This window comes from Hymenobacter volaticus, assembly GCF_022921055.1.
Taxonomy (GTDB): domain Bacteria; phylum Bacteroidota; class Bacteroidia; order Cytophagales; family Hymenobacteraceae; genus Hymenobacter; species Hymenobacter volaticus.
In genome coordinates this window covers 2247237-2270368 of the sequence record NZ_CP095061.1, presented here as the reverse complement: position 1 = coordinate 2270368, position 23132 = coordinate 2247237, and the positions used below count along the sequence as shown (strand labels likewise).

Sequence of the window (23132 nt, the reverse complement as noted above, 5' to 3'; positions counted from 1 at the left end):
ATAAAAAGGCCGCTCTGGAAATACAGAGCGGCCTTTTTATTCACTGTTACCACCCGTTTAACGGCGGCGCTTACCGCCTTCAGTGGGCAGCAGTGTCACGTTGACGGGCTGGGAGCCGCGAGTGCGCACTTCTTGGTCTTGGTAGCCACCGTAGCCGTACACCAAATGGTTGTCGCCGGCTGGTACTTCCAGAGAATAATTACCGCTTGCATCGGTACCAGTACCTTTGCGCGAGCCTTTCAGCAGTACAGTAGCACCTGCGAGCGGCCGGCCGTTTTCGTCAAGGATGCGCCCCGACAGGGTGTAGAAAGCAGGCGCGGCGGGTGCTGCAATAGTAGCAGGCGCAGTTTCTTCTACTACTTGCTCGGTTACTGGCGCTACGGCCTGCACTTGCCGACTATCAAGGGTTGTTTCGGCTACGGGCCGCACCACTCGCCGAGGGGCAACTTCGGCGACCAGAGGCTTTTCCGTGTCGGCAGCAACTTCTTCTTTGACGATTTCCTTTGCTTCGGTCGGAGCTTCAGCCGCCTCTGCTGGCTGAGCACCTGTAACACTAGCTTCTCCAAGCATCACGGAAGGCATTACGCTGCTAATTGCATCGCGTGTCCCTTCTGCGGGCATGAAGTAGCCAATAGTGGCCAACAGAAAGATAACCCCTACTACAGCGCCCAACCACTTATTACCGGAAGAGAGAGATTCTTCTTCCTCATTGAGGTAAGTGCTTTGGTTGTCGGTTTCAGGCAGGGTAGAGTTAGTGGGCATAGAATAAGAGAAAGTGAGATGGACAAGGAAATTTCGCTGAAAGAGTCTCGCGCTTATTTGCACATAAAAGCTATTTAGCGACAAGAGCAATCAGGACGGGTTCCTAAAGATATAATATTACTTTTCAGCCATCCTAACTTTCGTAACTACCAGTAGCTCACCGCAAGCATATACTTGCATTAATACAAAAATAAGTTAACCTGATCCTACATAACCGACTTGAAACCGAATGGCAATCAACTTCCTTAATAACAACATTGATCCGCTGTAACCCGACAAAAGCACTTGTCAGTTACAAGCACACAAGAATTAAACAGCTCGTCAGCATCAACGGACTGCACCCATAATAATCCTGGAATAGACAAAAATTATCAACCCTCATGAAGTCCGTTCCAAACAAAGATAGCCGCCCTAGGCAATACGCTATAATACAAAAAGAGGCTTACCATTAATGGCAAGCCTCTTTTTGTATTATGGCGTATTGCCTACTCTAACTGTTTATATAGGGGCTATTTAATCGTGTGCTGTGGTGGCTGGGCCGCTTACATCTTTGTCGCCGAACTCTTGGTGACGAGTGCGCAACGTGTGGTCCAGCTCTACGCTGCCTTCCGACTCAAAGCCTGGGCCCGAAGATGTTTCGCCAGAGTTGCTGTGGTCGTTGCCGCCCTGTGGCTCGGTTTCACTGCCTCCGATGTGCAGATTTTCGAGCTGGTCTTTTTGGTCGCTACGCTGCGTATAGCCCTGCGCGCCTGTATTACGTTGGGCCGAAGGGTCATTGGCTTCTTTGCCGTTGCTCTGATCGGCTTTGTAAGCCTTTTCTTCCTCTAGCTGCTCGTTATAGGGTGCTGGTTGACTATCAGTGATTTGGCTATTTTCCTTGTCTTCGTCGTTGACTTCGTCTTTGCCGAACAGTTTTTCAAATATCATGGTCGTGAGAATTACAGGTGAAGTGATACCATAATTCTTACGAGTGGTAAGTAGTGGGGTTGTAATACGCAGAAAATCAGCACTACATCCGCAGACTATTTTCGGTCGTTCAGTGTCCAGTCGTAGGAGTAAAAGTCAAGAGCCGCGTTGACTGGAATCAGCTTGGCACCCCGATACTGATTGATATACGCTAGAGTAGACTTGCCAGTGGCTTTAAAATCCGCTTCGTACCACTTGAAAATCTCGGATACCAGTACCTTGTTGGTGCTCGCTTCAACCCAAATAAACAGCGGGTCCTGTAACACCTTACGGGCTTGGTTGGTAAGTTGGGCGTCGAGGACGGCTGGAGCGTAGGCTTCCGCCCGCAGCCGTGGGCAGCTCCGCGCTCCGCACACCAAAGCAAAATGAATGCGCGGATCGGCATATACCTTACGCAGCTTGTTTTCCAGCTCGTTGAGCGTCAGCAATTCCCCGGCTATGGCATGCTCTTTTTTATCGAAAAAGCCCGGCAGCTTCATTACCGACGTCAGAGGATAAGCGTCTGCTACAGCCTTGATAACCGTTAAGTTGTAGGCGTTCAAATAGAATGCTTTGCGCTCGGAGGCGGTGGCTCCAGCAATATCAAAATGCTGCACTCGATGTATAAGGGTTTGCAGGGCGGCAGCTTCGTGGCCCGCGGCAGTGTAATTCACTTGGCCGTCGGGGGTCACAACTTTTTTCAGGAAGGCCGTGACATCTTCATGCAACGGACGCGGAGCAGTGCTCGCAGCAGCTGGCAAGGTTGGCCACATTTCCAGCACCAGGATACTCACCAACAAAGCAACGAGGCGGCCGGCGGTAAGGCGGCAAGCGGCCGACGAGAAATTCATACGTATATCCGTAAAACAGGGAAAGCAGGAAGTAAACCATAGCGCAACAGCAGGTTCTGCAAACCTAACGCCGCCTATGAAATTAAAGCCTCGTCGCGCAGTGATATTTTCTGCTCAACTTTACGAGAACTCACGGTCAGTTAGGTTTTCTACCTCGTCTATTTTTCGCTTATGCATCTAGTTGTTATCGGCAATGGAATTACAGGCGTCACGGCGGCCGTCACGGTTCGGCGGCTGCGCCCCGATGCCCGCATCACGCTGGTATCCGACGAAACAACGCACCATTACTCGCGCACTGCGCTGATGTACGTGTACATGGGCCATTTGCGCTATCAGGACATTAAGCCGTTCGAGGATTGGTTCTGGGCGGAAAACCGATTGGGGCTGGTGCAAGCTACGGCTACGGCTCTAGATACGACGAGCAAAAAACTCACCCTGAGTTCTGGCCAAACCCTATCCTACGACCACCTGTTGCTGGCCACTGGCTCGGTCAGCCGCTTCGCCAACTGGCCCGGTCAGCACCTGCTCGGCGTACAAGGCCTCTATTCCTTGCCCGACCTCGAGCAAATGACCCGCGACACGCATGGCATCCGGCAGGCCGTGGTGGTAGGTGGCGGGCTGATTGGGATAGAGCTAGCCGAAATGCTACACTCCCGGGGCATCCGGGTCACGATGCTGGTGCGCGACGACCGGTATTGGGCTTCTGTTTTGCCTAAGCCAGAAGCCGAACTCATTAGCCTACAACTACAAGCCCACGATATTGACGTCCGCTACCGCACTGAGCTTGCCGAACTGCTGCCCGATGGTGAGGGCCGCGTGCGGGCTGTGCGCACCACTGCCGGCGAAGAGATAGAAGCACAGTGGGTCGGTTTGGCGACGGGCGTAAAACCTAACCTAGCACTTGCCCAAATCGCTGGCTTAGACACCGAACGGGGCATACTTGTTGACGAATTGCTGCAAACCAGCGCGCCTGGCGTTTTTGCGGCCGGCGACTGCGCCCAGCATCGTCAAGCAGGTGCCAACGAGGTACCAATCGAGCAACTCTGGTACACCGGCCGGGCGCAGGGCGAAACGGCGGCGCATACCATTTGTGGGCAGCCTACCCCCTATCAGCGCGGCATCTGGTTTAACTCGGCCAAGTTCTTCAACCTCGAATACCAAACCTACGGTCGCGTGCCTGCTGAATTTGTGGAAGGTGAGGAATCGTTTTATTGGCAACACCCCAATGCTTTGCACGCCCTCCGAATCAACTTCCGGCCCTCGGCTGGCTTCGCCGTGACGGGCATGAACGCCATGGGCTTGCGGCAGCGCCACGATGTGTGGGAAAAATGGCTACGAGCGAAAACATCGATACACGATGTACTGCGCCAATTAGGTGCCGCTAACTTCGACCCCGAATTCTACAAGCAGCACGAAGCCTCGATCGTCGCGCAGTTCAACAAGCAGTTTCCGGCCCAGCCGGTTGTACTACAGCGGCGCAAGGGGTTGTTTGCCCGTTTGCTATCCGCATCTGGTACCTGAGCACTTTTCCTGAAGCTACTTACTAGTCTTATCTGCATAGCAAACAATCAAATCGTAGCTGAAAACGAAGGCTAGACTCAGGACAGATTTTTTAACCATTCCTCATGGACTTCAACAAACTATACCGGCCGAGCGCCCTCAACAGCTTTCAGTTCATTGCCGTCACGGGCCTGATCATGAGCGGTGCTGCCCACCTGATTCTGCATTATTTCACGCACAGCACGCCTGCGGGTTTCAACTGGCTTTATGTGTGCTGGTTAGGCTTGTATGTGGGTGGTACGCTGCTTAATTACTTCGGCAGGCCTGATGCGCCTCATCACCATCATCACCATGACGATGATGACCATGACCACGATATGCAGTAGGGATAACGCACTTGCTGACTTTATCGGGTTTGGGTGCTCATCAAATTGACTACAATTTTATTGCTTGCTTATGTCCTCGCTTGCTCTTTCTCAGCCCCCTCTATCCGACACGTCGGTAACTGAAAAAATGTTGCTTACGGCTATTGGGCTAGGGCTACTGGCCTTATCCACGGTGGCTTTCGATGCCGATGCGGACCGGGCACGCTTGAGCTTTTACGTTGCCTTAGCTTTGATAAGCGGTGGAACCCTCGCCTGGGCTTGGTTGAAATTTGGACGTGGCGACGCGGGCGTGAAGCAAGACAACCTATGGTTGCGTAGCAGCACCGGGCGCGGCGCCATTGCCTGGATTACGGCCGTCGTGCTCACCGGCTTCTACGTGGTGCTTTATTGGTACAGCAGCCCCGATGACCAAGGCAACTTCGGCCCCTTCAATCAATTGGTGCACGCCCTCGACCCGTTCAGTCAGTGGCTGCGCCACAAACCCGCCGACCAATGGCTGCTCTATGGCACTTTCTACACGCTGGCGGTGCTCGTGATGGGTGGCCGGGCGCTGTGGAAATATCGGCACTCTCCTTACCAGTGCATCCGTACGGTATCGGTGATGTTCTTCCAGTTGGGCTTCGCCTTTCTTTTGCCTGGTTTGCTGTTAGCCTTTCAAAAGCCGGAGTACTACTTCAGCTACTTTTGGCCACTGAAATACGACTACTTGTTTCCGGGCACGGTAAGCTACCTATTGAAAGATGGCGGCCCTGGCCTAGGGGTATTCATGGTGTTCTGGGGCGTGGTTATGTCGTTTATTGGCACTCCCATCCTCACCTACTTCTACGGGAAGCGCTGGTATTGCTCGTGGGTGTGCGGCTGCGGCGGCCTCGCCGAAACCGCGGGCGACCCTTACCGCCACCTCTCCGACAAAAGACGCGGCGCCTGGCGTTGGGAAGTGCGCATTATATACCCCATCCTCGTATTTATTGTGCTGATTACGGCCCTGCTGTGGCTGGCAGCTTCGGGCGCAGCACCTTCCTTGCAGCCTGTTGCGGAGCCTTTGTCCAAGGCCTATGGGTTCGCAATCGGCTCGGTGTTTTCGGGCGTGGTTGGTGTGGGGTTCTACCCCTTGCTAGGCAACCGGGTATGGTGCCGATTTGGGTGCCCAATGGCAGCGTATCTAGGGCTGTTGCAGAAGCATTTCTCCCGCTTTCGCATCACCACCAACGGCGCCCAATGCATCTCGTGCGGTAACTGCTCAAACGTGTGCGAAATGGGCATCGACGTAAAGCAATACGCTCAGCGCGGCGAGCCTATTATTCGGGCGTCTTGTGTGGGGTGCGGGATGTGCAGCACGGCTTGCCCCCGCGGTGTACTCAACCTCGAAAATGGCCCCCGAAAAGGTCGCTATCAAGGCTCTACCCTCATCCACGCGGATTCGCTGCGGATTTTGAGCTAGGCGGCGACGCGTCTATTTTAAAGCTTAGTGGCCCTTTGGGTTTCAACCACTGTTTGATGTCGGCATAAGTGAGCTGATAATCGGAATCAGGCTGCAAAGCTTCCATGACATGGGGGAAACCAAAATCGTAGTACAGCACCAAGCCAAACGACGTGATGGCAAAGTCGTAGAAGCGGGGCTCGCCATCCTGCAGCTCGACGGTGCTGGTGCTGTCGTTCCAGTACAGCCGGTGCTTAACGTCGGTTAGTAAGTTGGTATCCGTTTCGATCTGCGGATATTCTTTGGGCAGGGTACGCAAGTGTTCGGTTACACGACGGTTAATAGACTGCTGCCAGCGTTGCTGCAAAGCCACCGTATCTGCTACTACGTCGCGCACCTCCAGTAGACGGCCACTGCGTAAGTCGAAAGTGGCATGGCGCTTCACGGTAGAGGGGTAAGCGCCACCGTATAAGGAAGTAAACTCCACTGACAGCAAGCCGTGGTCGTTGTAAAGCACTTCGTATCGGGACTCAGTGAAGTCGTTTTTCTTGCTCTCGAACTCTGCGTGCGCCTGCTCAATAGCCGTACCGACAACAAGCGGCTGCGGCACATTTTCTAAGTCCTCGCCCAAGGCTGCGTCTACCAAACCCAGATTGACGCGCGCTGCCGCTACTGCATCCGGCAACTGCACTTGCGGCACAATAAAGCGCCCTTTAATCGTGTCGCTTACGCTGACAACAACTGCCCGCTCTGTTTTAACAACGGCTGGTTTGGCAGCTACTTTAGTTTTCTTGGACTTGCTAGCTGGTCGCCGGGCAGTGGCCTGAGTGGCTGGTTTTGAAGCCGGATTAATTCTAGGAGAAACCGATGGCCGAGTTAAAACAGGTATAAGAGGATTCTGCTGCTGCGCCTGTGCAAGAGCAGTCGTTAATAATAGCGCAGGCAACAGCCCGTGCAAATATCTGTTAACCATAGAGAGGACAGTCGCGCGAAATCAAGCGCAACTTACGGCTTGCTACCCGAATGCTCATCTTGCCGCGAAGAATTACGCTCTAGCTTCTTAGCTGGTTGGTCGGGCACATACTGTTGCGCAGGGAGTTGCTGGACGCCTCCGGATTGCTCTTTATCAGGCAAGAAAGCTTGCGGCATTTTGCTTGTTCCAGAGTCGGGCACTACGATGCGCAACGCATGCGGTGAGCTACGATAAGTGCCTCCAGGAGCTAGTTGCTGCTGTTTCTGCGTGGTTGGGGGAGCATGCATACGCGCCAAGGAAACGTGGCTGCAGTCTAAATTTTTCGCTTAATCTTAACTGACTAGGTGGGGTATTTTGTGCCTGTACGGACGCCAGTAGGAGTTGCGAAAACAAAAGAAGCAGAAGAGCTTTCATTGGTAGGTTCCTATTTTGGGTGAAGTACACATCTGTTCTACAGACTCATATGACGCTGAGAAGGTTGCAAACTACATTCGTCTACAATTCCTGTAGAACACCAAGTGAATGTTTCCCTACAACTGCTGTAGAGCCGCTGGCTGAATACAACTTGAGCCGCCAGGGTTACCGCACAAACGCCAACAGGGCCGCCAGAAACTGTGGTGTGGCTTCCAAGTGCGGGATGTGTCCTACGCCAGATAGCGGCACCAACTTAGCACCTATAATTTGAGCGGCCGTGCGCTGTCCGAGCGCTGGATATTGCCCCATTCGGGCCAGTACTTTCGGGTCTTTGATGAGGCCTTTGCCTACCACTGTTCGGTCATCCTGCCCGATGATGAGCAGCGTAGGAGCCGTAATAGCCCCAAACTCGTAGCTCACCGGCTGCTGATAAATCATGTCGAAAGTGAGGGCGTTAGCGCGGGCTACTTTCGGAAAATCAGGGTGGCGGGTTTGAGCTACTAAGGGCAGCAGCCACTCATCGTGGGCTTTGGGGTAGCCTTTGGGGTAATAGGTGGCGTGGTATTTCCGAATGCTTTCCTCAGTACTTTTGCGCTCGGTAGCTTCGGCTTGGTCGATGGTTTGAAACGGCACGCCCACGCGGTAATCCTCTAGGCCGATGGGGTTTTCGAGCACCAACTTTTCGGTGACTGCGGGATACAGTAGCGCAAAACGGGTAGCAAGCATGCCGCCCATGCTGTGCCCTACAATCGTGGCTTTCTGAATGCCTAGCGTATCGAGCAGGTGCTTGGTGTTGTGAGCGAGTTGGTGAAAAGAGTAATGAATATCAGGCTTGTCGGACTTGCCGAAGCCAATTTGGTCGGGTACCACCACCCGGAACCCGGCCGCTGTCAGCGCCTTGATGGTTTCCCGCCAATAAGCTCCGAAGAAGTTTTTACCGTGCAGCAATACCACCGTACGGCCATTGGCTTTGGCGGTGGCGGGCACATCCATGTAAGCCATCCGGAGGCGCTGGCCTTCGAGCCTGAGTGGCAGGGTACGTACCGCATACGGATACTCGTATCCGTCGAGCGTGGCGTTAAGGGAAGTTGGCGTGGTTTGGGCTACGCTTAGCGTGGCAAGCAACAAAGCACAAAAGAACAGCAGAAGAGAGCGGTAGCGGTGCATAGACTGGAAGCAACATGAATTCTAGCTCTGCGCTTACGCAAAACAGGTGGCTTTGGCGGCCCTGATGATCTACCTAGCACTCGAAAACCCTTGTATCCGACCCTTTTCGGTGTCCTCGTTACTGCTGCTATCAACGCGGCCTAGAATGTTGATTTTTCGTTGTTTAAGCCCCCTTCTTTGAGCAGTAAATCGATGGTACGGGTGTCTTCGTCGCTCCAAATCAAGTTGCGGATATCGTCGAAGCCGAGCACGGAATGGCCGTCTGGTTCGCCGTACTGGGTGTACGTTTCCAACAGTAATTCATCATCGGAAACGCGCACTACATAGCCGTAGAGGTAGCCCTCAGCTTGGGTTTCAAGCATGATAAGTTGGCGAACTTCCCGCGCCCGCTGCAGCAGTACAGGAATCGTGAGGTATTGACTTTCGAGGCCACCTGGGGTGGAGGGCAGAGCATATACCACCTCGGGGTTGTGCTCCTTAAACTCGATCAGGCGCACGTACCGGTCATCGAAATGTATCTGCGTGACCGTGTTGAGGCTAATGGTTTGAACTCCAGTCGGTAATCCTTGGCGCGTGATAGTACGCAACATTAGTAATTCGGGATTGTGGCTAAGTACATAGCCTAAAAACAAACCGTTGCTAGTTCGCAGTGATACAACACGGCGGCTTCGTTGCGCCCGCTGTAGCATATCCGTTCGTAAAGTGCCCATCTAATTAAAAGTAAAACTTCGCTGTTCCGTACTACTTGTTTAACACCTACCTAGCTAAATTGTCACTGACGTGAGGGTTAAGTAGCGGAAGCTTGCAAGTCTATCAGCACCTGACGGGCGTGGGCTACGTGGTCGGTGGCCCGGTTCATGGAATTGAAGATGTAGCGAACAACTCCTTCCTTATCGATAACGAAGGTGACGCGGCCGGGTAGAATGCCGAGCAGCGCGCGAGGCACTTCGTAGAGCTTGCGGACCTGGCCGCCCGTATCGGCGAGCAGTGGGAAGGGCAGCCGATGCTTTTGGGTGAACTTCTGATGTGACGCCTCCGAATCGGAACTAACGCCCACAACTTCAGCTCCCAAATCCTGAAAATCTTGGTACTGGTCTCGAAACGAGCAGGCTTCGGCAGTGCAGCCGGGGGTGTCGTCTTTGGGGTAGAAATACAAGACTACGGCCCGTTTTCCTCGTTGATCGGCTAAGCGAAACGCCTCACCAGTAGTGGTTTTCAAGGTGAAGTCGGGAGCAGTGTCACCTAAGTGAAGCATAAAGGTTACGGTTCAGGTTGAAACCGTAAAAGTAACCTAGACGGTTAGAATTTAGATGAAGAGGATTTTATGGTCGTACAAACCGCATATTTGTAGCTTCCAGATGCTTGCTGGCGCCTGAAACCGGGTCAAACAACTAAAATCGTCGCAGCTACTTGAAATTTATGAAGCCTATAGGATGCCGTTAATAGATGTTATTATCCCGGCCTACAACGAAGAGCAGTCCATTGGGAAGGTGCTGGCTGAAATTCCAGCTGGGTTGGTACGGGAAGTCATCGTGGTTGATAACAACTCCTCCGACCAAACCGGGACAGTAGCGCGTGCTGCGGGTGCCACTGTGCTCCGAGAGCCCCGACCCGGCTACGGCTACGCGTGCCTGGCCGGCATGGCCCGCTGCTACGCCCGCCCCGCCGCCGAACAGCCCGACATCATTGTTTTTCTAGACGGTGACCATTCCGATTATCCCGAGGAAATGCCGCTGCTACTTGCCCCTATTCTGCGCGGCGAAGCAGATATGGTAATTGGCTCGCGGGCCTTGGGGGAGCGAGAAGCCGGCTCCATGATGCCGCAGCAGATATTCGGCAATTGGCTGGCCACCAACTTACTGCGCAAGCTTTACGGTGCTAGCTTCACCGACCTTGGCCCCTTCCGAGCTATCAGGGCATCGGCCCTTACGCGGATCGGCATGCAGGATACCACCTACGGCTGGACCGTGGAAATGCAGCTAAAAGCCGCCAAGCTCAAGATTCCGAGCACTGAAGTAGCTGTGCGCTACCGTCGCCGCATTGGCACCAGTAAAGTGTCGGGGACGGTGCGGGGCACGCTGGGGGCCGGCTACAAAATCCTGTGGACTATTTTTCGCTATTTATAATCTATCCTTAGCACCGTTGCTGCACAGTGCCCTAATCAAGCTCATTGCCTTAGAGTGATGATTTATAACGCTGGCATGCCGTACTTTGCCCCCTTTTATTTCCTGCATGCTTTTTCTTGAAGTCACGCTGCTAGTGCTGTATGGGCTGTGCCTGGCTTTCATCCTAGGCTTCAGCATTACGCAGTTTCAGCTGACACAACTGGCCCGCAGGGCCTATGCACGCGGGCTGCCAACCGAGCCGCCTGCTCCTGCCACTTGGCCCCGCGTGACCGTGCAGCTACCTATCTACAACGAAGTATTTGTGGTGGAGCGCCTGCTCGACGCCTGCGCCGCCCTCGATTACCCAGCCGATAAGCTCCACCTGCAAGTCCTCGACGACTCCACCGATGAAACGGTAGGGCTAGTGGCGGCCCGCGTGGCACATTACCGAGCCCGCGGCCTGCGCATCGACCAGGTGCGCCGCTCCGACCGGCAGGGATTTAAGGCGGGTGCCTTACGCCACGGCTTGGAGCTTACCAACGGCGAGTTCATTGCTATTTTCGACGCCGATTTCGTACCCAAGCCCGACTTTTTGCGCCGAACCCTACCCTACTTCGACGCACCCGATGTAGGCGTAGTGCAAACCCGCTGGGGCCACCTAAACGAGTACTACTCACTCTTGACGCAGCTCCAAGCCTTTGGCTTGAATGCGCACTTCTACCTCGAGCAAGTGGGCCGCACCAGCGGTGGGCACTTCATCAACTTCAACGGCACCGGCGGTATTTGGCGTCGCTCCTGCATCGAAGACGCCGGCGGCTGGCACACCGATACGCTTACCGAGGACCTGGATTTAAGCTACCGTGCTCAGCTTCGGGGCTGGCGCTTCCGGTACCTACCCCAGGTAGTAGCTCCGGCCGAACTGCCCGCGGCCATGGATGCCCTCAAGTCGCAGCAGTTCCGTTGGACCAAGGGCGCCGCCGAAACAGCTCGTAAGCACTTGCTAACGGTGCTGCGCTCCAACCAAACCACTGCCACCAAGCTGCACGCTGCGTTTCATTTGCTCAACAGCACCGTGTTCGTAGCCATTCTGCTTATGGCGTTGGTAAGCGTGCCGCTGGTGTACGTGCGCGTTGATTTGCCGCAGCTCAAGCCGCTGTTGCAACTGTCGTCGGTGTTCCTGCTGGCCTTCGTTCCCCTTATTCACTACTACTACACGAGTTGGCGCCTCGACAAACCGCTGGCTTCGGGGTGGCGGTTTGCGCCTAAGTTTCTGCTGTTCATGTCGATGTCGATGGGGTTGACCCTGCATAACGCGCGGGCGGTGCTGCTCGGCTGGCTCGGCAAGCAGTCGGCTTTTATCCGGACGCCCAAGCTCGGACTAATAAATCAGCAGGGCACGTGGCGGGGGCGGCGTTACCGCACCGGCTCTTTGCTTGACGGTCTTACCTTGCTGGAAGGACTGCTGACGTTATACTTTGCTTTCGGTATTGGGGCCGGGCTTTACTTACATGACTGGGGCCTGATTCCTTTCCACCTGATGCTTACTATTGGCTACGGCTTAACTTTCTACTATTCTATGCGGCACCGTAAGTAGTCTGCACTACGCAAAAGCCGCGCTGCAGACGTAGGTTGTAGAGGCTGTCTATTGGGCAGGCCGCCACTAGGGCCTGCTAATTCATTGTGCATTGCCAGTCTGTTTATTCTAGCTTCTTTCTGCTCTTGTCCACCCGGTTTACCACAAGCCCCCTCCAGATACTGGCCCTGTTCCTTTCGGGGTTGATGTACGGGGCGCTGGCTTATGCCACTCCCCGAACGCAGTTCTGGCAATTACTGGCGTTGCTGGCTGGTGCGTTTGGGTTGTACGTCTACTTGCTCAAGTCGCACCTATCGTTACGAGTCGGCCTGGTAGCGGCGTTCCTCCTGCGTATGTTGTGGCTGCCTGTTCTCCCCAACCTCTCCGACGATTACCACCGGTTTCGCTGGGACGGGTTACTGGTAGCCCAAGGCGTCAATCCTTTTCAATATCGCCCCGACGAGTTGGTTTCGGGCGCAGTTAAAGCTAGCGTCAATCCTTCCGATACTACTATCACCCAACTTTCCACATTCAACCATACGCTTCCGGCAACTGTTAATCAGCAATTGACTACACTGTACCCCAAGCTGAACTCGCCGCATTACTACTCGGTGTATCCGCCGGTGTGTCAGGCGGCGTTCGGGTTGGCTTCGGGCCTTTTTCCTACCAACGAGCTGGGGGCTGTAATTATATTACGGCTGGTAGTATTGCTGGCCGAAGCAGGCACTGCGGCGCTGCTGGTGGCGCTGCTGAGCGCCTTCGGTCAGACAAGGCAGCGGGCCTTATGGTACTTGCTTAATCCGCTGGTGGTAGCCGAACTAACCGGTAACCTGCACTTCGAAGCCCTCATGATTTGTTTCGCCTTGCTGGCTTTGTGGTTGCTGGTGCAAGGCAAACGCAGTCGGTCCGCAGTCGCATTGGGATTGGCAGTGGGCACCAAATTGCTACCCGTGCTTGTGCTGCCCTTGCTGATAAAACGGTTGGGCTGGCGGCAGTTTCTTCGCTATTCGATAATGATGGGCGCTGTGATAGCCGTACTATTTCTGCCATTTTTTTCGCTTGATTTACTGCATAATATCAACCGCAGTCTCACGCTTTACTTCAGCAAGTTCGAATTCAACGCCAGTGTATACTATGTGCTCCGCTCCATCGGCTATCGCCTCACGGGCTACAACGAAATTGCCATTATCGGGCCGGGTTTGGCGCGGGCTACGGCCGTGCTAGCCTTGTGGTTGGCGTGGCGGGAAAAGCCGGCCTCCTGGGCAACTTTACCTCGGACTCTGCTCTTCACGCTCACCATCTACTACCTGTTCGCCATTGTAGTGCATCCTTGGTATCTGGCCCCACTGGTGGCGCTGAGTGTGTTCACCACCTACCGATTCGCGCTGGTTTGGTCGGGCATGGTAGTCCTGTCTTACGCAGCGTATCAAACCAGCGCCTACCTTGAAAACTCGTGGCTGCTGGGCCTAGAATATCTCACGGTGCTGGCGGTATTGGCTTGGGAGCTACGACGAAATACCGTTAGCACCTGACATCTGATACATGGCTAGCAGTTGCGGCTTTGTTGACACCAAGTAACTGAATACTAGCCCTAGTTGACTTGGGTTGAGTCGGTGGCGGGGTGGGTCCAGTAGGCGTAGCGACTGACTTCTTTGAGCGTCAAGTTGCGGCCGTCCCAAGTTGTTTGGCGCAACAACTGATTGGGGTACTTCTTCGCAAACCAATACCTGCTGGTCTTTTCTGGCGCTAGTTGCACCTGCACCAACCACGCAGGCTCTGGCGCATCGACAGCAGGAGCAGATTGCACTTTGATTTCCGCATCATAATATGTGGGCGGCGTGGCTTTACTGGTTTGCTGCAATTCGCAGATTGTAGCCTGAAAGGTAGGCAACTCGGCGAAGCGCAAGCTGCGCAATGTGTAAGGCAGCGCATCCTCGAAGAGCATGTCGCGGCGCAGGTTACGTTGTCCGGCTCCCTGCGTGTCCCAATAGGAGTTATAGGTTTGCACGTACTGCAAGCCGTCGTCTTGAAATGCCTTGAACGTGTTGCCGCACCATTCCTGCGACGAGCTAGTGAGTTTATAAAGGCCCACCGGATTTTCGCGCCGAAAGAACAGGGAAGTCAGGAAATGGTACGGGTACTGGTCGGTGGGAATGCGGCAAAACTGATTCACCTTCATCACCGGAAATAAGTCGAAACGCTCGTAATTGTCGGTCTTGACTTTGTATTGGTCGTTAAACTCTTCTTTCACCGTGAGTTGCGCGTACTCGAAGTGCCGCACCTTGCCGTACACGATTCGCTCGGCGTCGTATAGAGCCACTTCAGCCAATCCATCTTCCCACAGCTTATTCATGGCCCATTGATGTTCGAAATGGGGATCTAAGCGCCTAAGTGCATTCGGTAAGACTTCGGGTTGCGGCGTATCTGTGGTCGGTGTTCCTGACTTAATAGTCGTGTCCGGCGACGAGCAGCTAACGGCAGTTAAGCCCACTAGTAGATACACGCCCCACAGCCAAGAATCGATCAGAACACGCATAACGAGAAATTGGAATGTGATGCCCAAGTAAGCGGAAAACAGGCAAAGCCCTTAGTGCTCATGCTATGCATTCCGTGTCTCCGTATTGGCGCGCCACGCTTTCAAGTCGTCTACATCGTCCACGTCGCGCAGGGTCGGCAATTGCGCCACTTGCAGGCCAAGCCGGTCGGCGTCGGCCAGTGTATGCAACAAAACTGCGTCGGTACTCCAGCTTTTATTAACAAACAAATCGGTGTATAACTCCTTCATTCCAAGCAAGTAGTAGCCACCATCTTCAGCTGGCCCTATAACTACATCATGCGTTTCCAGCAATGCGTAGGCGTCTGTCAGAAGCTGGGTTGTTATACCAGGGCAATCCGTACCAATGACCAGGGCAGCTGTGGCTCCAACCGCAAACGCATGCGCAAAAGCCGCTTGCATCTTCTGGCCTAAGTCGCCAGGAAACTGATACAGTTGCTCGTAACTGTTCCACGTTTCGGGTAATGCCACGGGGGCAGTAGAAGGCCCAGCCAGCCACAGCGTTTTGTGGGCAGCCACATCGGCAGTAACCACGAAGGTGTGGTGCAGTAGTTCCTGGTACACAGCTAGCGCGGCTTCGTCGCCGATACCTGCTGCTAGTCGAGTCTTCACCCGCCCTAGTTCGGGGTATCGAGCGAATACGAGCAAGTGAACCGCGTTAGCTGAGTCATCAACGTGTGCTGTCATCTGAATGGCGATAAATTCTTTAGATCTATAACTTAGCTTGTAATCGGCGCCGAAGCACTACTAGGCACTGCAGTGAAGCGGTTCTTTAATTATAGGAAGGGTCTTTCAAAATAATTGTACGACAGCTACGATAGCCCGATAGTACCACAAAATACCAGAGAATAACGTATGAGGTCTTAGGTCTTACATATTTTTATCAGCGGCCAGGCTACTTGGATAGCAAAAACCAAGCAATAGTAGATTAGCTGATAGACGTGCGTAAGGGTCAACGGTGCCGGGAATCTGCATGAATGGCAGATGCGGCAGAACGAAGATGGACAGCCCTACAATCAGATAGTAAAGCGGCCAAATTCGGAGGGCTCGGCGTACATAAAACTTCCGCAGGCGGATGCACCCGGTTTCACGCTGCTCTGCTAGTAGCAGTGAGGTGATAAGAAACCCTGAAAGCGCAAAAAATAGAATAACGCCTGTCCTACCGAGTACATACCACGAACGATACGGATAACCCGCCAGTCCTTTCAGCTGCTCGATATGGTGAATAAGAACAAACGTAGCGGCTATAAACCGTACCGAGTTTAGATTCTTGAAGTACATTTCTGACGAAGCTAGTACTTCTTTCGCTACTCGCTGGTGATGCACAAAAGACAGGTATCCGTGTAAGTGGCAAGACCTGTTTTTGGCTTGTGGAGCGGTGTCTTTATTTATACACCTGATGGCCAGTTTTTAGCCAGGGACTCCACAATGGAGAATAAGGGTGGACATCCTGCGTAACCCCCTGTGTGTTGTATACTAGGTGGCCTTCGTTTACCCACTGAAAAATACCCCCATACAAGTTGCGCACATCCTGAAAACCTAGCGCTTTTAGGTGCTCCCCCACCCGCTCGCTCCGATAGCCCACCGAACAATATACGACCACGATCTGGTTGCGAGGAAGGTCAGTGAAAGTATTTTTCTCGAATGAGTTGAAGTCCACAAAACGAGCGTTATGCAAATGGCTTACGTTATACTCGACGGGCGTACGGGTGTCGAGCAGCAACACCGCGTCGGGCTTCTCTGCCAGCATCCTTGCTAGTTGCGCAGGTCGAACGACGGGTACTGTATTGCGGTAAAGTGTGCGCAATAGCCGGTCATAGGTAGTGGGATTGTCGCCATCTGTCTGTCGGCAAGCGGAAAAAATCAGGAACGCCAATGGTGGAGCAAACAGCCAAATAGGGCGCAAAGCCGTTGGGAGACGTTGAAATATTTTTCTCATTGAGAAGCCCGCAAGCACATCCTACTCAGCACAAATCTAGGTGGCGCCATTAAAGCCCACCTAGACCATACAACCGTAGCAGCAATAGCATGGTTTCGCGAGTTATCGTTTCCATTCGGTTGGAGCTACCATGGACCCGAAAGCAGCGGCGAGTTTGGTTGCACATCTTGCCTACGTTGATATGCATCAGCGTCACGCCCGTTGCACGCAGCGGCAGCAAGCTCGTCTCGCTTGGCTTGCACGCAGAGGGCGCGATATACGCGCCCTCTGCGGCAGCATATGAAAAAACTGCAGGCTTATAACCAGCATTAACCAGCGAATAGTACGGACCTGTACTGGCGTCATTCGGTGGCGCAGAACACCCTCTCAAGCTAGGAAAGCCACGTTTACTTCAATCAAACTTGTCGCGGAAGAGAGCATAACATTGTGCTGGTATCCGCAACCAACATTGGAGCATACTGAAAGCGGTTTTCTTCTAGCAGAAGCCCATCAATTTACATAGATACCTCTTTGGCTTTGTTCATCATCTGCACGCCATGCACCAACACAGCACCACCTTTGATGGCCGCGGCTACGTGTACGGCTTCCATCATCTGGGCTTCGTCTGCTCCTTTTTGTAGCGAATCGGTGGTGTATGCGTCGATGCAATACGGGCATTGCACAGCGTGAGCTACTGCTAAAGCAATCAGGGCTTTTTCGCGCTCCGTAAGGGCTCCTTCCTTGAACACCTCACCGTAGTAAGCAAAGAATTTGTTGCCCATCTCGGCTTGCCATTCCGTGATGTTACCGAATTTAGCTAGGTCAGCTGGGTTGTAGTAAGTTGACTTTTCCATTTTTTTGAAACAAGAGAATTACTGTGAAAGGAAGGTGTAGCCACCTAAACATTTATGTGAGGCTACGCTACGTTGATTTTACATACTGCCAACTCGTGGTAGCCCAGCCGGTAGGCGCTGCACCCGAATAAGTACCCGCTCACCATTTTCGCTAGTTTCAGGTTCTACCACAATGCGGTCTGCCTCATCGAAATAGGTAGCAAGTCCGCGCACGATACCTACTGCCAGCGCACCCATTCGCCGTTGCGACACATAAGTTATTTCCAACTTATCAGGTGAATGCCGCACCACATGGAGAACGGGAGGAGAGTTTTTGGCATGCTCGCTACGCACTTTCTTATGCATGGTGTTCTCCGTGTGCTCTATCATATCCAGCGTTTTCCAGTTAGGCTGGATCAGCTTCTGATACATGTACATGAGGTCGGGCACTAGGTATTCGCCAAATTTCTCGTGAAGCTCGTTAGCCGGTACTCCTGTCATTTGAGCTGCTTTTCCCACTAGAGCATACATGTGCTCATCAGGGTAGACCTCTTTGTGGTCGAAATCACCAGAGGTAAGACCGGCAGCTTCCACTAAGCGGACCCAAGTGCTATGATCGTATTGCGTTTGGACATATCGCTTAAGAAGAATAAAAACAGTCCCGTGCATGGCTAATGAAAACGTAGAGAATATAAGTCTCTAAATTAAGGCCAATTCAACGAAGACGGTAAAAAGAAAAAGCGAGAAGCACAGGTGTCTAACTCTGTACTTCTCGCTTTTTCTTTTTGAAAAACTAAATATTACCTACTACGGTCATCGTTGCTAACGTAGGCGTTGGGCTACCGCCTTCATTTTCCACCGTCATGGCAAAGGCTTGAGCACTAGCAATGTCTTTCATCTGCTGAAGTCCTTCACCCGCTGCTGTAGTTGCAGCTAGCACTCCGGCATCAACTGGCTTTCCTTTGTCGAGAGCCCATAGTTGATACTGTTTGCCAGCAGGAGGCGCGGGTAGGCTACGTACGTCGACATACACGGCGCGCGTAGACGGGTTGTAGAGCACGCGCGCTTTAGCGGTAGGCGCGGCCGGCGTACCAGCCAGCGTTACGTGCCGGAACTGCTCGTCGCGGAGCACCGCCAACTCTTGGCGCTGGGTGGTCATCAGCTTTTGCGAAGCTTGCTGTGTGGCAGCGAAACGAGCTTGGTCGTTGCGCGCTGCAAACAACTCGGACTGCGTATGCTGCCAGCGGTTATAGAGCATATAGTTGCCGCCCAAGCTCAATAGTAAGGCCACCGAAGCCGCCATTAGCCACCCAAACCCACGGGCCGGAGCCTGCGTCTGGATAGGTTCTGGTACACTACTAATCGGGCGCACGACAGGTTCGGGAATGGGCGTGCTTACGGGTGGCGGAGTCGCCGCTACGGGTTGCGGAGCCGGGGTGGGCGCAGTAGTCAATGGCACAACAGGATTTGTATCATTCACAGAATCCTGCTGGCGAATGGCTTGCTGCCAACCCGCTAATACTCGCTCCCGCATGTCGGCCGGAGGTGTGAGAGAATGCGCCTCGGCATACGCATCGAGGCCCATAACAATGGCGTCTAGTTCGTGCCGAATCTCGGGATGGATGGCAGCGAGACGCTCCACCTCGGAGCGCTCGGCATCCGATAATATGCCCAATGCATATTCTTCCAGAATGCCTGATTCGATGTATTGCTGAGTGTCCACGGCTATCGAATCAATTTTGAAAGTACTTTAATAGCTGCTCTGGCGCGGGTTTTTACCGTGCCCAGGGGCAGATTTAGCTCTTCGGCTACTTCACTTTGGGTGTAACCTCCGAAGTACAGCATATCGACGACCTGCTGTTGGTCGGGGTTGAGTTGTTTGGTCATTTCCTGCAAGCCGATGTGCTCGGGCCGGAACGTGGGAGATGCGGGCTCACGTACTGCGGCGCTGTCCTCAAGCGGTTGTGTACGACTACCTACGCGGTACTGTCGAGACCGGATTTTGTCAATAGCCAAATTCCGGCATACATTCATTACCCAGGTAAAGAGTCGCCCCTTTCCAGCATCATATGATCCGAAAGAGTTCCAAATTTTGACCATGCTCTCTTGGAGCACATCTTCGGCTTCCTCTTCTTTTTTGACGATACGCATGATGACGCCATAAAGCGCTGCCGAGTATCGGTCGTAAAATAAGGTCATGGCCGACTCGTCCCGGTCACGGAGGCGCTGCACCAGCAAGTCCTCGTCAGAAAGAGAAGGTACGGCTTCAGGGGAATTACATTCACGGGCTACAACAGTATGGAACGGTGGGTAATAATGGACCCTTCGCCGGACGAAAGTACACTTCTACTGCAATTGTTTCGAAACTCACCCTTCAAAATCACACTCGAGCTTCGTAACCTGCGTGCTACGGCTACGTTTTGCGGTTAGTTGCGCACCACCGTACCCTGAAGAATATGTGAGCAACGCGCCGGTTGTTCTGCTAGGTATCTGCTCGGGCTACACTTCAACTTTATGGGTTTTCTTGGTCCGCAACCCTGCTCTTTCTCAATACACTGATTATCATGCCAATAGCTTCCATAAATCCTTACACTGGCCGCGTTGAGCGCCGCTTTCGTGCTTTTAGCTGGCCTCAAACGGAGCGTATTTTGGGGCAGGCCCACCGGGCAGCTGCCGAGTGGCGCACCACCTCTTTTGCGCACCGCGCGCAACTTATGCACCGCGCCGCCGAGCTATTGCGGGAGCGGCAAGACGAACTAGCCCGCATCATGGCGTTAGAGATGGGCAAGCCCGTAGTGGATGGCCGCGCCGAAGCCTTAAAGTGTGCCCTCTGCTGTGACTACTACGCCGACCACGCCGAGGAATTTCTAGCCGACGACATCATTGAAACCGAGGCTCAGCGCAGCTTTATCAGCCATGAGCCGATTGGGGTGGTACTGGCCGTGATGCCCTGGAACTTCCCGCTTTGGCAAGTGGTACGCTTTATTGCGCCGGCGCTAATGGCAGGCAATGTGGGTTTGCTCAAGCACGCTTCCAATGTGCCGCAGTGCGCCTTGGCACTGGAAAAGATCTACCATGATGCCGGTTTCCCCCGGCCACGTTTCGGGCGCTATTGGTCGGCACGGAGATGGTAGAGAAGCTGATTGAAGATGACCGAGTACGGGCCGTAACCTTAACCGGTTCGGAGCCGGCCGGCGCGCAAGTGGCCGCCATTGCTGGTCGCCAAATCAAGAAGACCGTGCTGGAGCTAGGCGGCTCTGATGCCTTTATTGTATTAGCCGACGCTGACTTGGAGCTAGCCGCCAAAACTGCCGCGCAGGCTCGTATGATTAACGCCGGCCAGAGCTGCATTGCGGCCAAACGGTTTATCGTGGAGAAACCTGTGGTCAAGGAGTTCATCAGCAAGATGAAAACCCACCTGTTGGCTTTTCGCACCGGTGACCCCCTAAACGAAGACACCCAATACGGCCCCTCGCCCGCCCAGATTTGGCTGACGAAATCACGCAGCAAGTCGAGGACTCGGTCAAGCAGGGCGCTAAGGTGGAGCTACACGGCGGCCAAACCAAGCCCGGCACCGCCCTGTTTCGGCCTATGATCCTGAGCAATATCAAGCCTAAACAGCGCGCCTACCACGAAGAATTGTTCGGGCCCGTAGCCCTTATTCTCGAAGCCAAAGATGCAGACGATGCTGTTCGCCTCGCCAACGACTCGCGTTTCGGCCTTGGCGGCTCCGTCTGGACCCAAAATGTGAAGCGTGGCGAGGAGCTAGCCCGCCAGGTGGAAGCCGGCGCGGTGTTCGTGAACAGCATGGTAAAATCGTCGCCGGAAATGCCGTTTGGGGGAGTTAAGAAGTCGGGCTACGGCCGGGAGCTATCTTATCTAGGCATTCGGGAGTTTGTTAACCAGAAATCCATCTGGATAGCCAAAGAAGAAAAGCCCGAAAAGCAGAAGAAGGTAGAGTAACTTGATGTCATGACATTACGAGACGCATTAGGTACAATCCTAGCTATGCTTATCATGATGGCCATCATGGGAGGCGGCTTCTATTATCAGTTCAAATCTGATTATCCTTTTGTTGATCCACTGATAGCCTCGGTGAAGAAAAGCCAGAAAATAGACAACGTTAGCAGTACAAGCTACCAGTGTAGATTAAGCAACGGGGAAGACACTGTGTACTTTGACTTAGAGCTATCGGGGTCTAATAAAGCAGCAATAATTACAGGCTATGCCGTGCGAAACAATGCTGTATGGGAGGTTAAAGAATCAAACACTGAGGTCGCACAAACCGATCAGCAATAGCCTAGTGCTTTGTAGATGAGGTAGCCGGTTATTTCATGCAGCAGCAGGCTCCAGCCACCGAGCGTATCGGCGCCGGGTACGAGCCAGTAGTCGGGGGTGAGGGCGCGGTCGGTGGAGCGGAAACCAGCGGGAAACGGTAGTGGGTGCAGACCTACTTTATGGAAGCAGCCAAGGGCGCGGCGTTGATGGAACGCCGAGGTGACCAACACCAACGTATCGAGTTCGGGGCGTGCGGCTACTATTTGCTTGGTGAACAAGGCGTTTTCGCGGGTGTTGCGGCTGCGGTCTTCCTTGATGATAACCGAATCGGGGACGCCAGCCAGATGCAGCAGTGTGATAAGATCCGCAGCTTCGGTATGAGCTTTCTTCAGCATAGCCCCCGAGCCCCCGACACCAAAATGTGCCGCACCCGGCCGGCCCGCCACAGCCACAACGCATTGGTAAGCCGGTCGGCACCCTCGTGCAGATACACCCGGTCGTGGGGCGACTTGCTGACGCTGGTGATGCCCGTTAGCAATACGGCTGCATCGGCTTGGCGCGGCAAATTTCTTAGCCTTACTGGGGTAGCTCCCACACTAGTAGGGTCTCGTTGAGCAGGGCGTTGTTGCTGCCCAGCACGAGGAGCAGTAAAGCGAACAGCAGTAAATTGCGCCGTCGCGCTGGTCGGTTTGTTAGCAGAGCCGCCACTAGCAGCACCAGCAGCCACAGCACTGGCAGCAACACAAAGTCGAGAAGTTTAGATAGCAGGAAAAACAATGGTGAATAGTTCGGGGGCTATGCGCTTATAAGTACCAAGGGTGGAATCAGGAAGTATCCATCCACTCGGCCTAATCTATAGCTCGAGATTATGTATTAAGGTTTCTTTTGAAATGCTATAGTGCTTGTTCGCTCCCTTGATTAGCTGCTCTTCTTACTGAAAAAGCAATAGCATCAGCAGAAACGTAACTACAACTGCCAACAAGGCCCACACGTCTTTGTGCAACCGCACTCTGCTTACAACGCCATAGGTTCTAGCTCGCGCAGCCTTTGAAGCATATCTGACACGTGCTGCTCTTCGGTTAGTGTATCGCACTCCAAAATCCGGCCTTGGCAATAAGACACGAAAAACGGCGCTACTTTTTCCTGCATCATCTTCTTGGCCACCGGATTCTCGTCGGAGTTGAGGCGCAGAAACAAGATGCTTTTGAAGTTTTCTCTGCCAGCAAACTTTGCGAAGGGAGGCGCTAGCAACTCGCAGATTTCGCAACTTTCAGAAGTAAACTTGGCAAATACTTTTAGGTGATCATGCGTAAGCCGACGCAATTCTTCGTCATTTACATCATGCACCTGCTGTCGATCTTCTTCTTTCATAAGGTAGTATCGCAATTGCGTCGGTAATAGTAACAAATACGGATAGACTTGAAACCAAGATATCAGAAGCTCTTTCTTCTTG

27 protein-coding genes and 1 pseudogene are annotated in these 23132 nt (G+C 53.4%); 8 read left to right on the top strand and 20 right to left on the bottom strand.

Annotated features, from left to right (window positions below):
- Window positions 1–57: 57 nt before the first annotated feature.
- The 3 genes from MUN86_RS09780 to MUN86_RS09770 all read right to left on the bottom strand — a co-directional run bounded on the left by MUN86_RS09780 (window position 58) and on the right by MUN86_RS09770 (window position 2558).
- The gene (locus MUN86_RS09780) at window positions 58–762 is read right to left on the bottom strand and encodes a carboxypeptidase-like regulatory domain-containing protein (protein WP_245124725.1); all 705 of its coding nucleotides are present in this window, start codon (window positions 760–762) and stop codon (window positions 58–60) included.
- Window positions 763–1275: 513 nt separating this feature from the next.
- A complete protein-coding gene (locus MUN86_RS09775) occupies window positions 1276–1689 on the bottom strand; it encodes a hypothetical protein (protein ID WP_245124722.1) in 414 nt (137 codons plus the stop codon).
- A gap of 95 nt (window positions 1690–1784) precedes the next feature.
- The gene (locus tag MUN86_RS09770; RefSeq protein ID WP_245124719.1) at window positions 1785–2558 is read right to left on the bottom strand and encodes a DUF547 domain-containing protein; all 774 of its coding nucleotides are present in this window, start codon (window positions 2556–2558) and stop codon (window positions 1785–1787) included.
- Between the two features lie 171 nt (window positions 2559–2729).
- Between MUN86_RS09770 and MUN86_RS09765 the strand changes: the two genes are divergently transcribed.
- From MUN86_RS09765 to MUN86_RS09755, 3 genes are all read left to right on the top strand, one after another.
- Window positions 2730–4079 (top strand): NAD(P)/FAD-dependent oxidoreductase, encoded by a 1350-nt coding sequence (locus MUN86_RS09765; protein ID WP_245124717.1) that lies wholly within the window; start codon window positions 2730–2732, stop codon window positions 4077–4079.
- Window positions 4080–4183: 104 nt separating this feature from the next.
- Complete coding sequence (locus MUN86_RS09760) at window positions 4184–4444, top strand: hypothetical protein (protein ID WP_245124715.1); 261 nt, start codon at window positions 4184–4186, stop codon at window positions 4442–4444.
- Between the two features lie 70 nt (window positions 4445–4514).
- The gene (locus MUN86_RS09755) at window positions 4515–5885 is read left to right on the top strand and encodes a 4Fe-4S binding protein (RefSeq protein WP_245124713.1); all 1371 of its coding nucleotides are present in this window, start codon (window positions 4515–4517) and stop codon (window positions 5883–5885) included.
- On the opposite strand, the gene MUN86_RS09750 is transcribed toward MUN86_RS09755, so the two are convergent.
- The 5 genes from MUN86_RS09750 to MUN86_RS09730 form a co-directional block, all read right to left on the bottom strand.
- Complete coding sequence (locus MUN86_RS09750; RefSeq protein WP_245124711.1) at window positions 5851–6837, bottom strand: polysaccharide deacetylase family protein; 987 nt, start codon at window positions 6835–6837, stop codon at window positions 5851–5853. The genes MUN86_RS09755 and MUN86_RS09750 overlap by 35 nt on opposite strands.
- A gap of 32 nt (window positions 6838–6869) precedes the next feature.
- Window positions 6870–7124, bottom strand: a complete 255-nt coding sequence (locus tag MUN86_RS09745) for a hypothetical protein (RefSeq protein ID WP_245124708.1) — start codon at window positions 7122–7124, stop codon at window positions 6870–6872.
- 292 nt (window positions 7125–7416) lie between these two features.
- The gene (locus MUN86_RS09740; RefSeq protein WP_245124705.1) at window positions 7417–8418 is read right to left on the bottom strand and encodes an alpha/beta fold hydrolase; all 1002 of its coding nucleotides are present in this window, start codon (window positions 8416–8418) and stop codon (window positions 7417–7419) included.
- A 140-nt stretch (window positions 8419–8558) separates the two neighbouring features.
- Complete coding sequence (locus MUN86_RS09735; protein WP_245124703.1) at window positions 8559–9008, bottom strand: hypothetical protein; 450 nt, start codon at window positions 9006–9008, stop codon at window positions 8559–8561.
- Between the two features lie 197 nt (window positions 9009–9205).
- A complete protein-coding gene (locus tag MUN86_RS09730; protein WP_245124700.1) occupies window positions 9206–9673 on the bottom strand; it encodes a peroxiredoxin in 468 nt (155 codons plus the stop codon).
- Window positions 9674–9851: 178 nt separating this feature from the next.
- Between MUN86_RS09730 and MUN86_RS09725 the strand changes: the two genes are divergently transcribed.
- The 3 genes from MUN86_RS09725 (at window position 9852) to MUN86_RS09715 (ending at window position 13628) form a co-directional block, all read left to right on the top strand.
- On the top strand, window positions 9852–10544 hold the full coding sequence (locus tag MUN86_RS09725) for a glycosyltransferase family 2 protein (protein WP_245124697.1): 693 nt from the start codon (window positions 9852–9854) through the stop codon (window positions 10542–10544).
- A 106-nt stretch (window positions 10545–10650) separates the two neighbouring features.
- Complete coding sequence (locus MUN86_RS09720) at window positions 10651–12117, top strand: cellulose synthase family protein (protein WP_245124695.1); 1467 nt, start codon at window positions 10651–10653, stop codon at window positions 12115–12117.
- Window positions 12118–12242: 125 nt separating this feature from the next.
- Entirely contained in the window at window positions 12243–13628 is a 1386-nt protein-coding gene (locus MUN86_RS09715; protein WP_245124692.1) for an MptA/MptB family glycosyltransferase, read from the top strand.
- Window positions 13629–13687: 59 nt separating this feature from the next.
- On the opposite strand, the gene MUN86_RS09710 is transcribed toward MUN86_RS09715, so the two are convergent.
- From MUN86_RS09710 to MUN86_RS09675, 8 genes are all read right to left on the bottom strand, one after another.
- Window positions 13688–14632: a hypothetical protein gene (locus MUN86_RS09710; protein ID WP_245124690.1), complete on the bottom strand. Its 945-nt coding sequence runs from the start codon at window positions 14630–14632 to the stop codon at window positions 13688–13690.
- Between the two features lie 63 nt (window positions 14633–14695).
- A complete protein-coding gene (locus MUN86_RS09705; protein WP_245124688.1) occupies window positions 14696–15337 on the bottom strand; it encodes a TIGR04282 family arsenosugar biosynthesis glycosyltransferase in 642 nt (213 codons plus the stop codon).
- Window positions 15338–15520: 183 nt separating this feature from the next.
- Window positions 15521–15976, bottom strand: coding sequence for an acyltransferase family protein (locus MUN86_RS09700; protein ID WP_245124685.1), 456 nt, complete (start codon window positions 15974–15976; stop codon window positions 15521–15523).
- Window positions 15977–16034: 58 nt separating this feature from the next.
- Window positions 16035–16589, bottom strand: coding sequence for a rhodanese-like domain-containing protein (locus MUN86_RS09695; protein ID WP_245124682.1), 555 nt, complete (start codon window positions 16587–16589; stop codon window positions 16035–16037).
- Between the two features lie 494 nt (window positions 16590–17083).
- Window positions 17084–17422, bottom strand: coding sequence for an arsenosugar biosynthesis-associated peroxidase-like protein (locus MUN86_RS09690; protein WP_245124680.1), 339 nt, complete (start codon window positions 17420–17422; stop codon window positions 17084–17086).
- 78 nt (window positions 17423–17500) lie between these two features.
- Complete coding sequence (locus MUN86_RS09685) at window positions 17501–18070, bottom strand: heme NO-binding domain-containing protein (RefSeq protein ID WP_245124677.1); 570 nt, start codon at window positions 18068–18070, stop codon at window positions 17501–17503.
- Between the two features lie 124 nt (window positions 18071–18194).
- Window positions 18195–19124: an anti-sigma factor gene (locus MUN86_RS09680; protein ID WP_245124674.1), complete on the bottom strand. Its 930-nt coding sequence runs from the start codon at window positions 19122–19124 to the stop codon at window positions 18195–18197.
- Between the two features lie 2 nt (window positions 19125–19126).
- Complete coding sequence (locus tag MUN86_RS09675) at window positions 19127–19633, bottom strand: RNA polymerase sigma factor (protein WP_245124671.1); 507 nt, start codon at window positions 19631–19633, stop codon at window positions 19127–19129.
- 332 nt (window positions 19634–19965) lie between these two features.
- Between MUN86_RS09675 and MUN86_RS32360 the strand changes: the two are divergent.
- Together MUN86_RS32360 and MUN86_RS09665 are read left to right on the top strand one after the other, a co-directional pair.
- Window positions 19966–21364: pseudogene (locus MUN86_RS32360) on the top strand (NAD-dependent succinate-semialdehyde dehydrogenase).
- Between the two features lie 54 nt (window positions 21365–21418).
- A complete protein-coding gene (locus MUN86_RS09665; protein ID WP_245124668.1) occupies window positions 21419–21700 on the top strand; it encodes a hypothetical protein in 282 nt (93 codons plus the stop codon).
- Here the strand turns inward: MUN86_RS09665 and MUN86_RS09660 are convergent.
- The 4 genes from MUN86_RS09660 to MUN86_RS09645 form a co-directional block, all read right to left on the bottom strand.
- Window positions 21691–22074 (bottom strand): YdcF family protein, encoded by a 384-nt coding sequence (locus MUN86_RS09660; RefSeq protein ID WP_245124666.1) that lies wholly within the window; start codon window positions 22072–22074, stop codon window positions 21691–21693. The two genes, MUN86_RS09665 and MUN86_RS09660, sit on opposite strands and share 10 nt — an antisense overlap.
- The gene (locus MUN86_RS09655; protein ID WP_245124663.1) at window positions 22068–22244 is read right to left on the bottom strand and encodes an ElyC/SanA/YdcF family protein; all 177 of its coding nucleotides are present in this window, start codon (window positions 22242–22244) and stop codon (window positions 22068–22070) included. The genes MUN86_RS09660 and MUN86_RS09655 overlap by 7 nt, the downstream gene beginning before the upstream one ends.
- A gap of 11 nt (window positions 22245–22255) precedes the next feature.
- Window positions 22256–22456, bottom strand: a complete 201-nt coding sequence (locus MUN86_RS09650; protein WP_245124660.1) for a hypothetical protein — start codon at window positions 22454–22456, stop codon at window positions 22256–22258.
- 237 nt (window positions 22457–22693) lie between these two features.
- Entirely contained in the window at window positions 22694–23050 is a 357-nt protein-coding gene (locus MUN86_RS09645; RefSeq protein ID WP_245124657.1) for a thioredoxin family protein, read from the bottom strand.
- Window positions 23051–23132 lie beyond the last annotated feature (82 nt).

Coding starts and splice junctions, on each gene's coding strand:
- MUN86_RS09730 (WP_245124700.1), bottom strand. CDS start 9,673: ATGCTTCACTTAGGTGACACTGCTCCCGACTTCACCTTGAAAACCACT.
- MUN86_RS09775 (WP_245124722.1), bottom strand. CDS start 1,689: ATGATATTTGAAAAACTGTTCGGCAAAGACGAAGTCAACGACGAAGAC.
- MUN86_RS09685 (WP_245124677.1), bottom strand. CDS start 18,070: ATGCACGGGACTGTTTTTATTCTTCTTAAGCGATATGTCCAAACGCAA.
- MUN86_RS09710 (WP_245124690.1), bottom strand. CDS start 14,632: ATGCGTGTTCTGATCGATTCTTGGCTGTGGGGCGTGTATCTACTAGTG.
- MUN86_RS09755 (WP_245124713.1), top strand. CDS start 4,515: ATGTCCTCGCTTGCTCTTTCTCAGCCCCCTCTATCCGACACGTCGGTA.
- MUN86_RS09765 (WP_245124717.1), top strand. CDS start 2,730: ATGCATCTAGTTGTTATCGGCAATGGAATTACAGGCGTCACGGCGGCC.
- MUN86_RS09725 (WP_245124697.1), top strand. CDS start 9,852: ATGCCGTTAATAGATGTTATTATCCCGGCCTACAACGAAGAGCAGTCC.
- MUN86_RS09720 (WP_245124695.1), top strand. CDS start 10,651: ATGCTTTTTCTTGAAGTCACGCTGCTAGTGCTGTATGGGCTGTGCCTG.
- MUN86_RS09745 (WP_245124708.1), bottom strand. CDS start 7,124: ATGCATGCTCCCCCAACCACGCAGAAACAGCAGCAACTAGCTCCTGGA.
- MUN86_RS09735 (WP_245124703.1), bottom strand. CDS start 9,008: ATGTTGCGTACTATCACGCGCCAAGGATTACCGACTGGAGTTCAAACC.
- MUN86_RS09770 (WP_245124719.1), bottom strand. CDS start 2,558: ATGAATTTCTCGTCGGCCGCTTGCCGCCTTACCGCCGGCCGCCTCGTT.
- MUN86_RS09665 (WP_245124668.1), top strand. CDS start 21,419: ATGATGGCCATCATGGGAGGCGGCTTCTATTATCAGTTCAAATCTGAT.
- MUN86_RS09705 (WP_245124688.1), bottom strand. CDS start 15,337: ATGACAGCACACGTTGATGACTCAGCTAACGCGGTTCACTTGCTCGTA.
- MUN86_RS09740 (WP_245124705.1), bottom strand. CDS start 8,418: ATGCACCGCTACCGCTCTCTTCTGCTGTTCTTTTGTGCTTTGTTGCTT.
- MUN86_RS09780 (WP_245124725.1), bottom strand. CDS start 762: ATGCCCACTAACTCTACCCTGCCTGAAACCGACAACCAAAGCACTTAC.
- MUN86_RS09690 (WP_245124680.1), bottom strand. CDS start 17,422: ATGGAAAAGTCAACTTACTACAACCCAGCTGACCTAGCTAAATTCGGT.
- MUN86_RS09660 (WP_245124666.1), bottom strand. CDS start 22,074: ATGCTGAAGAAAGCTCATACCGAAGCTGCGGATCTTATCACACTGCTG.
- MUN86_RS09695 (WP_245124682.1), bottom strand. CDS start 16,589: ATGAGAAAAATATTTCAACGTCTCCCAACGGCTTTGCGCCCTATTTGG.
- MUN86_RS09760 (WP_245124715.1), top strand. CDS start 4,184: ATGGACTTCAACAAACTATACCGGCCGAGCGCCCTCAACAGCTTTCAG.
- MUN86_RS09645 (WP_245124657.1), bottom strand. CDS start 23,050: ATGAAAGAAGAAGATCGACAGCAGGTGCATGATGTAAATGACGAAGAA.
- MUN86_RS09750 (WP_245124711.1), bottom strand. CDS start 6,837: ATGGTTAACAGATATTTGCACGGGCTGTTGCCTGCGCTATTATTAACG.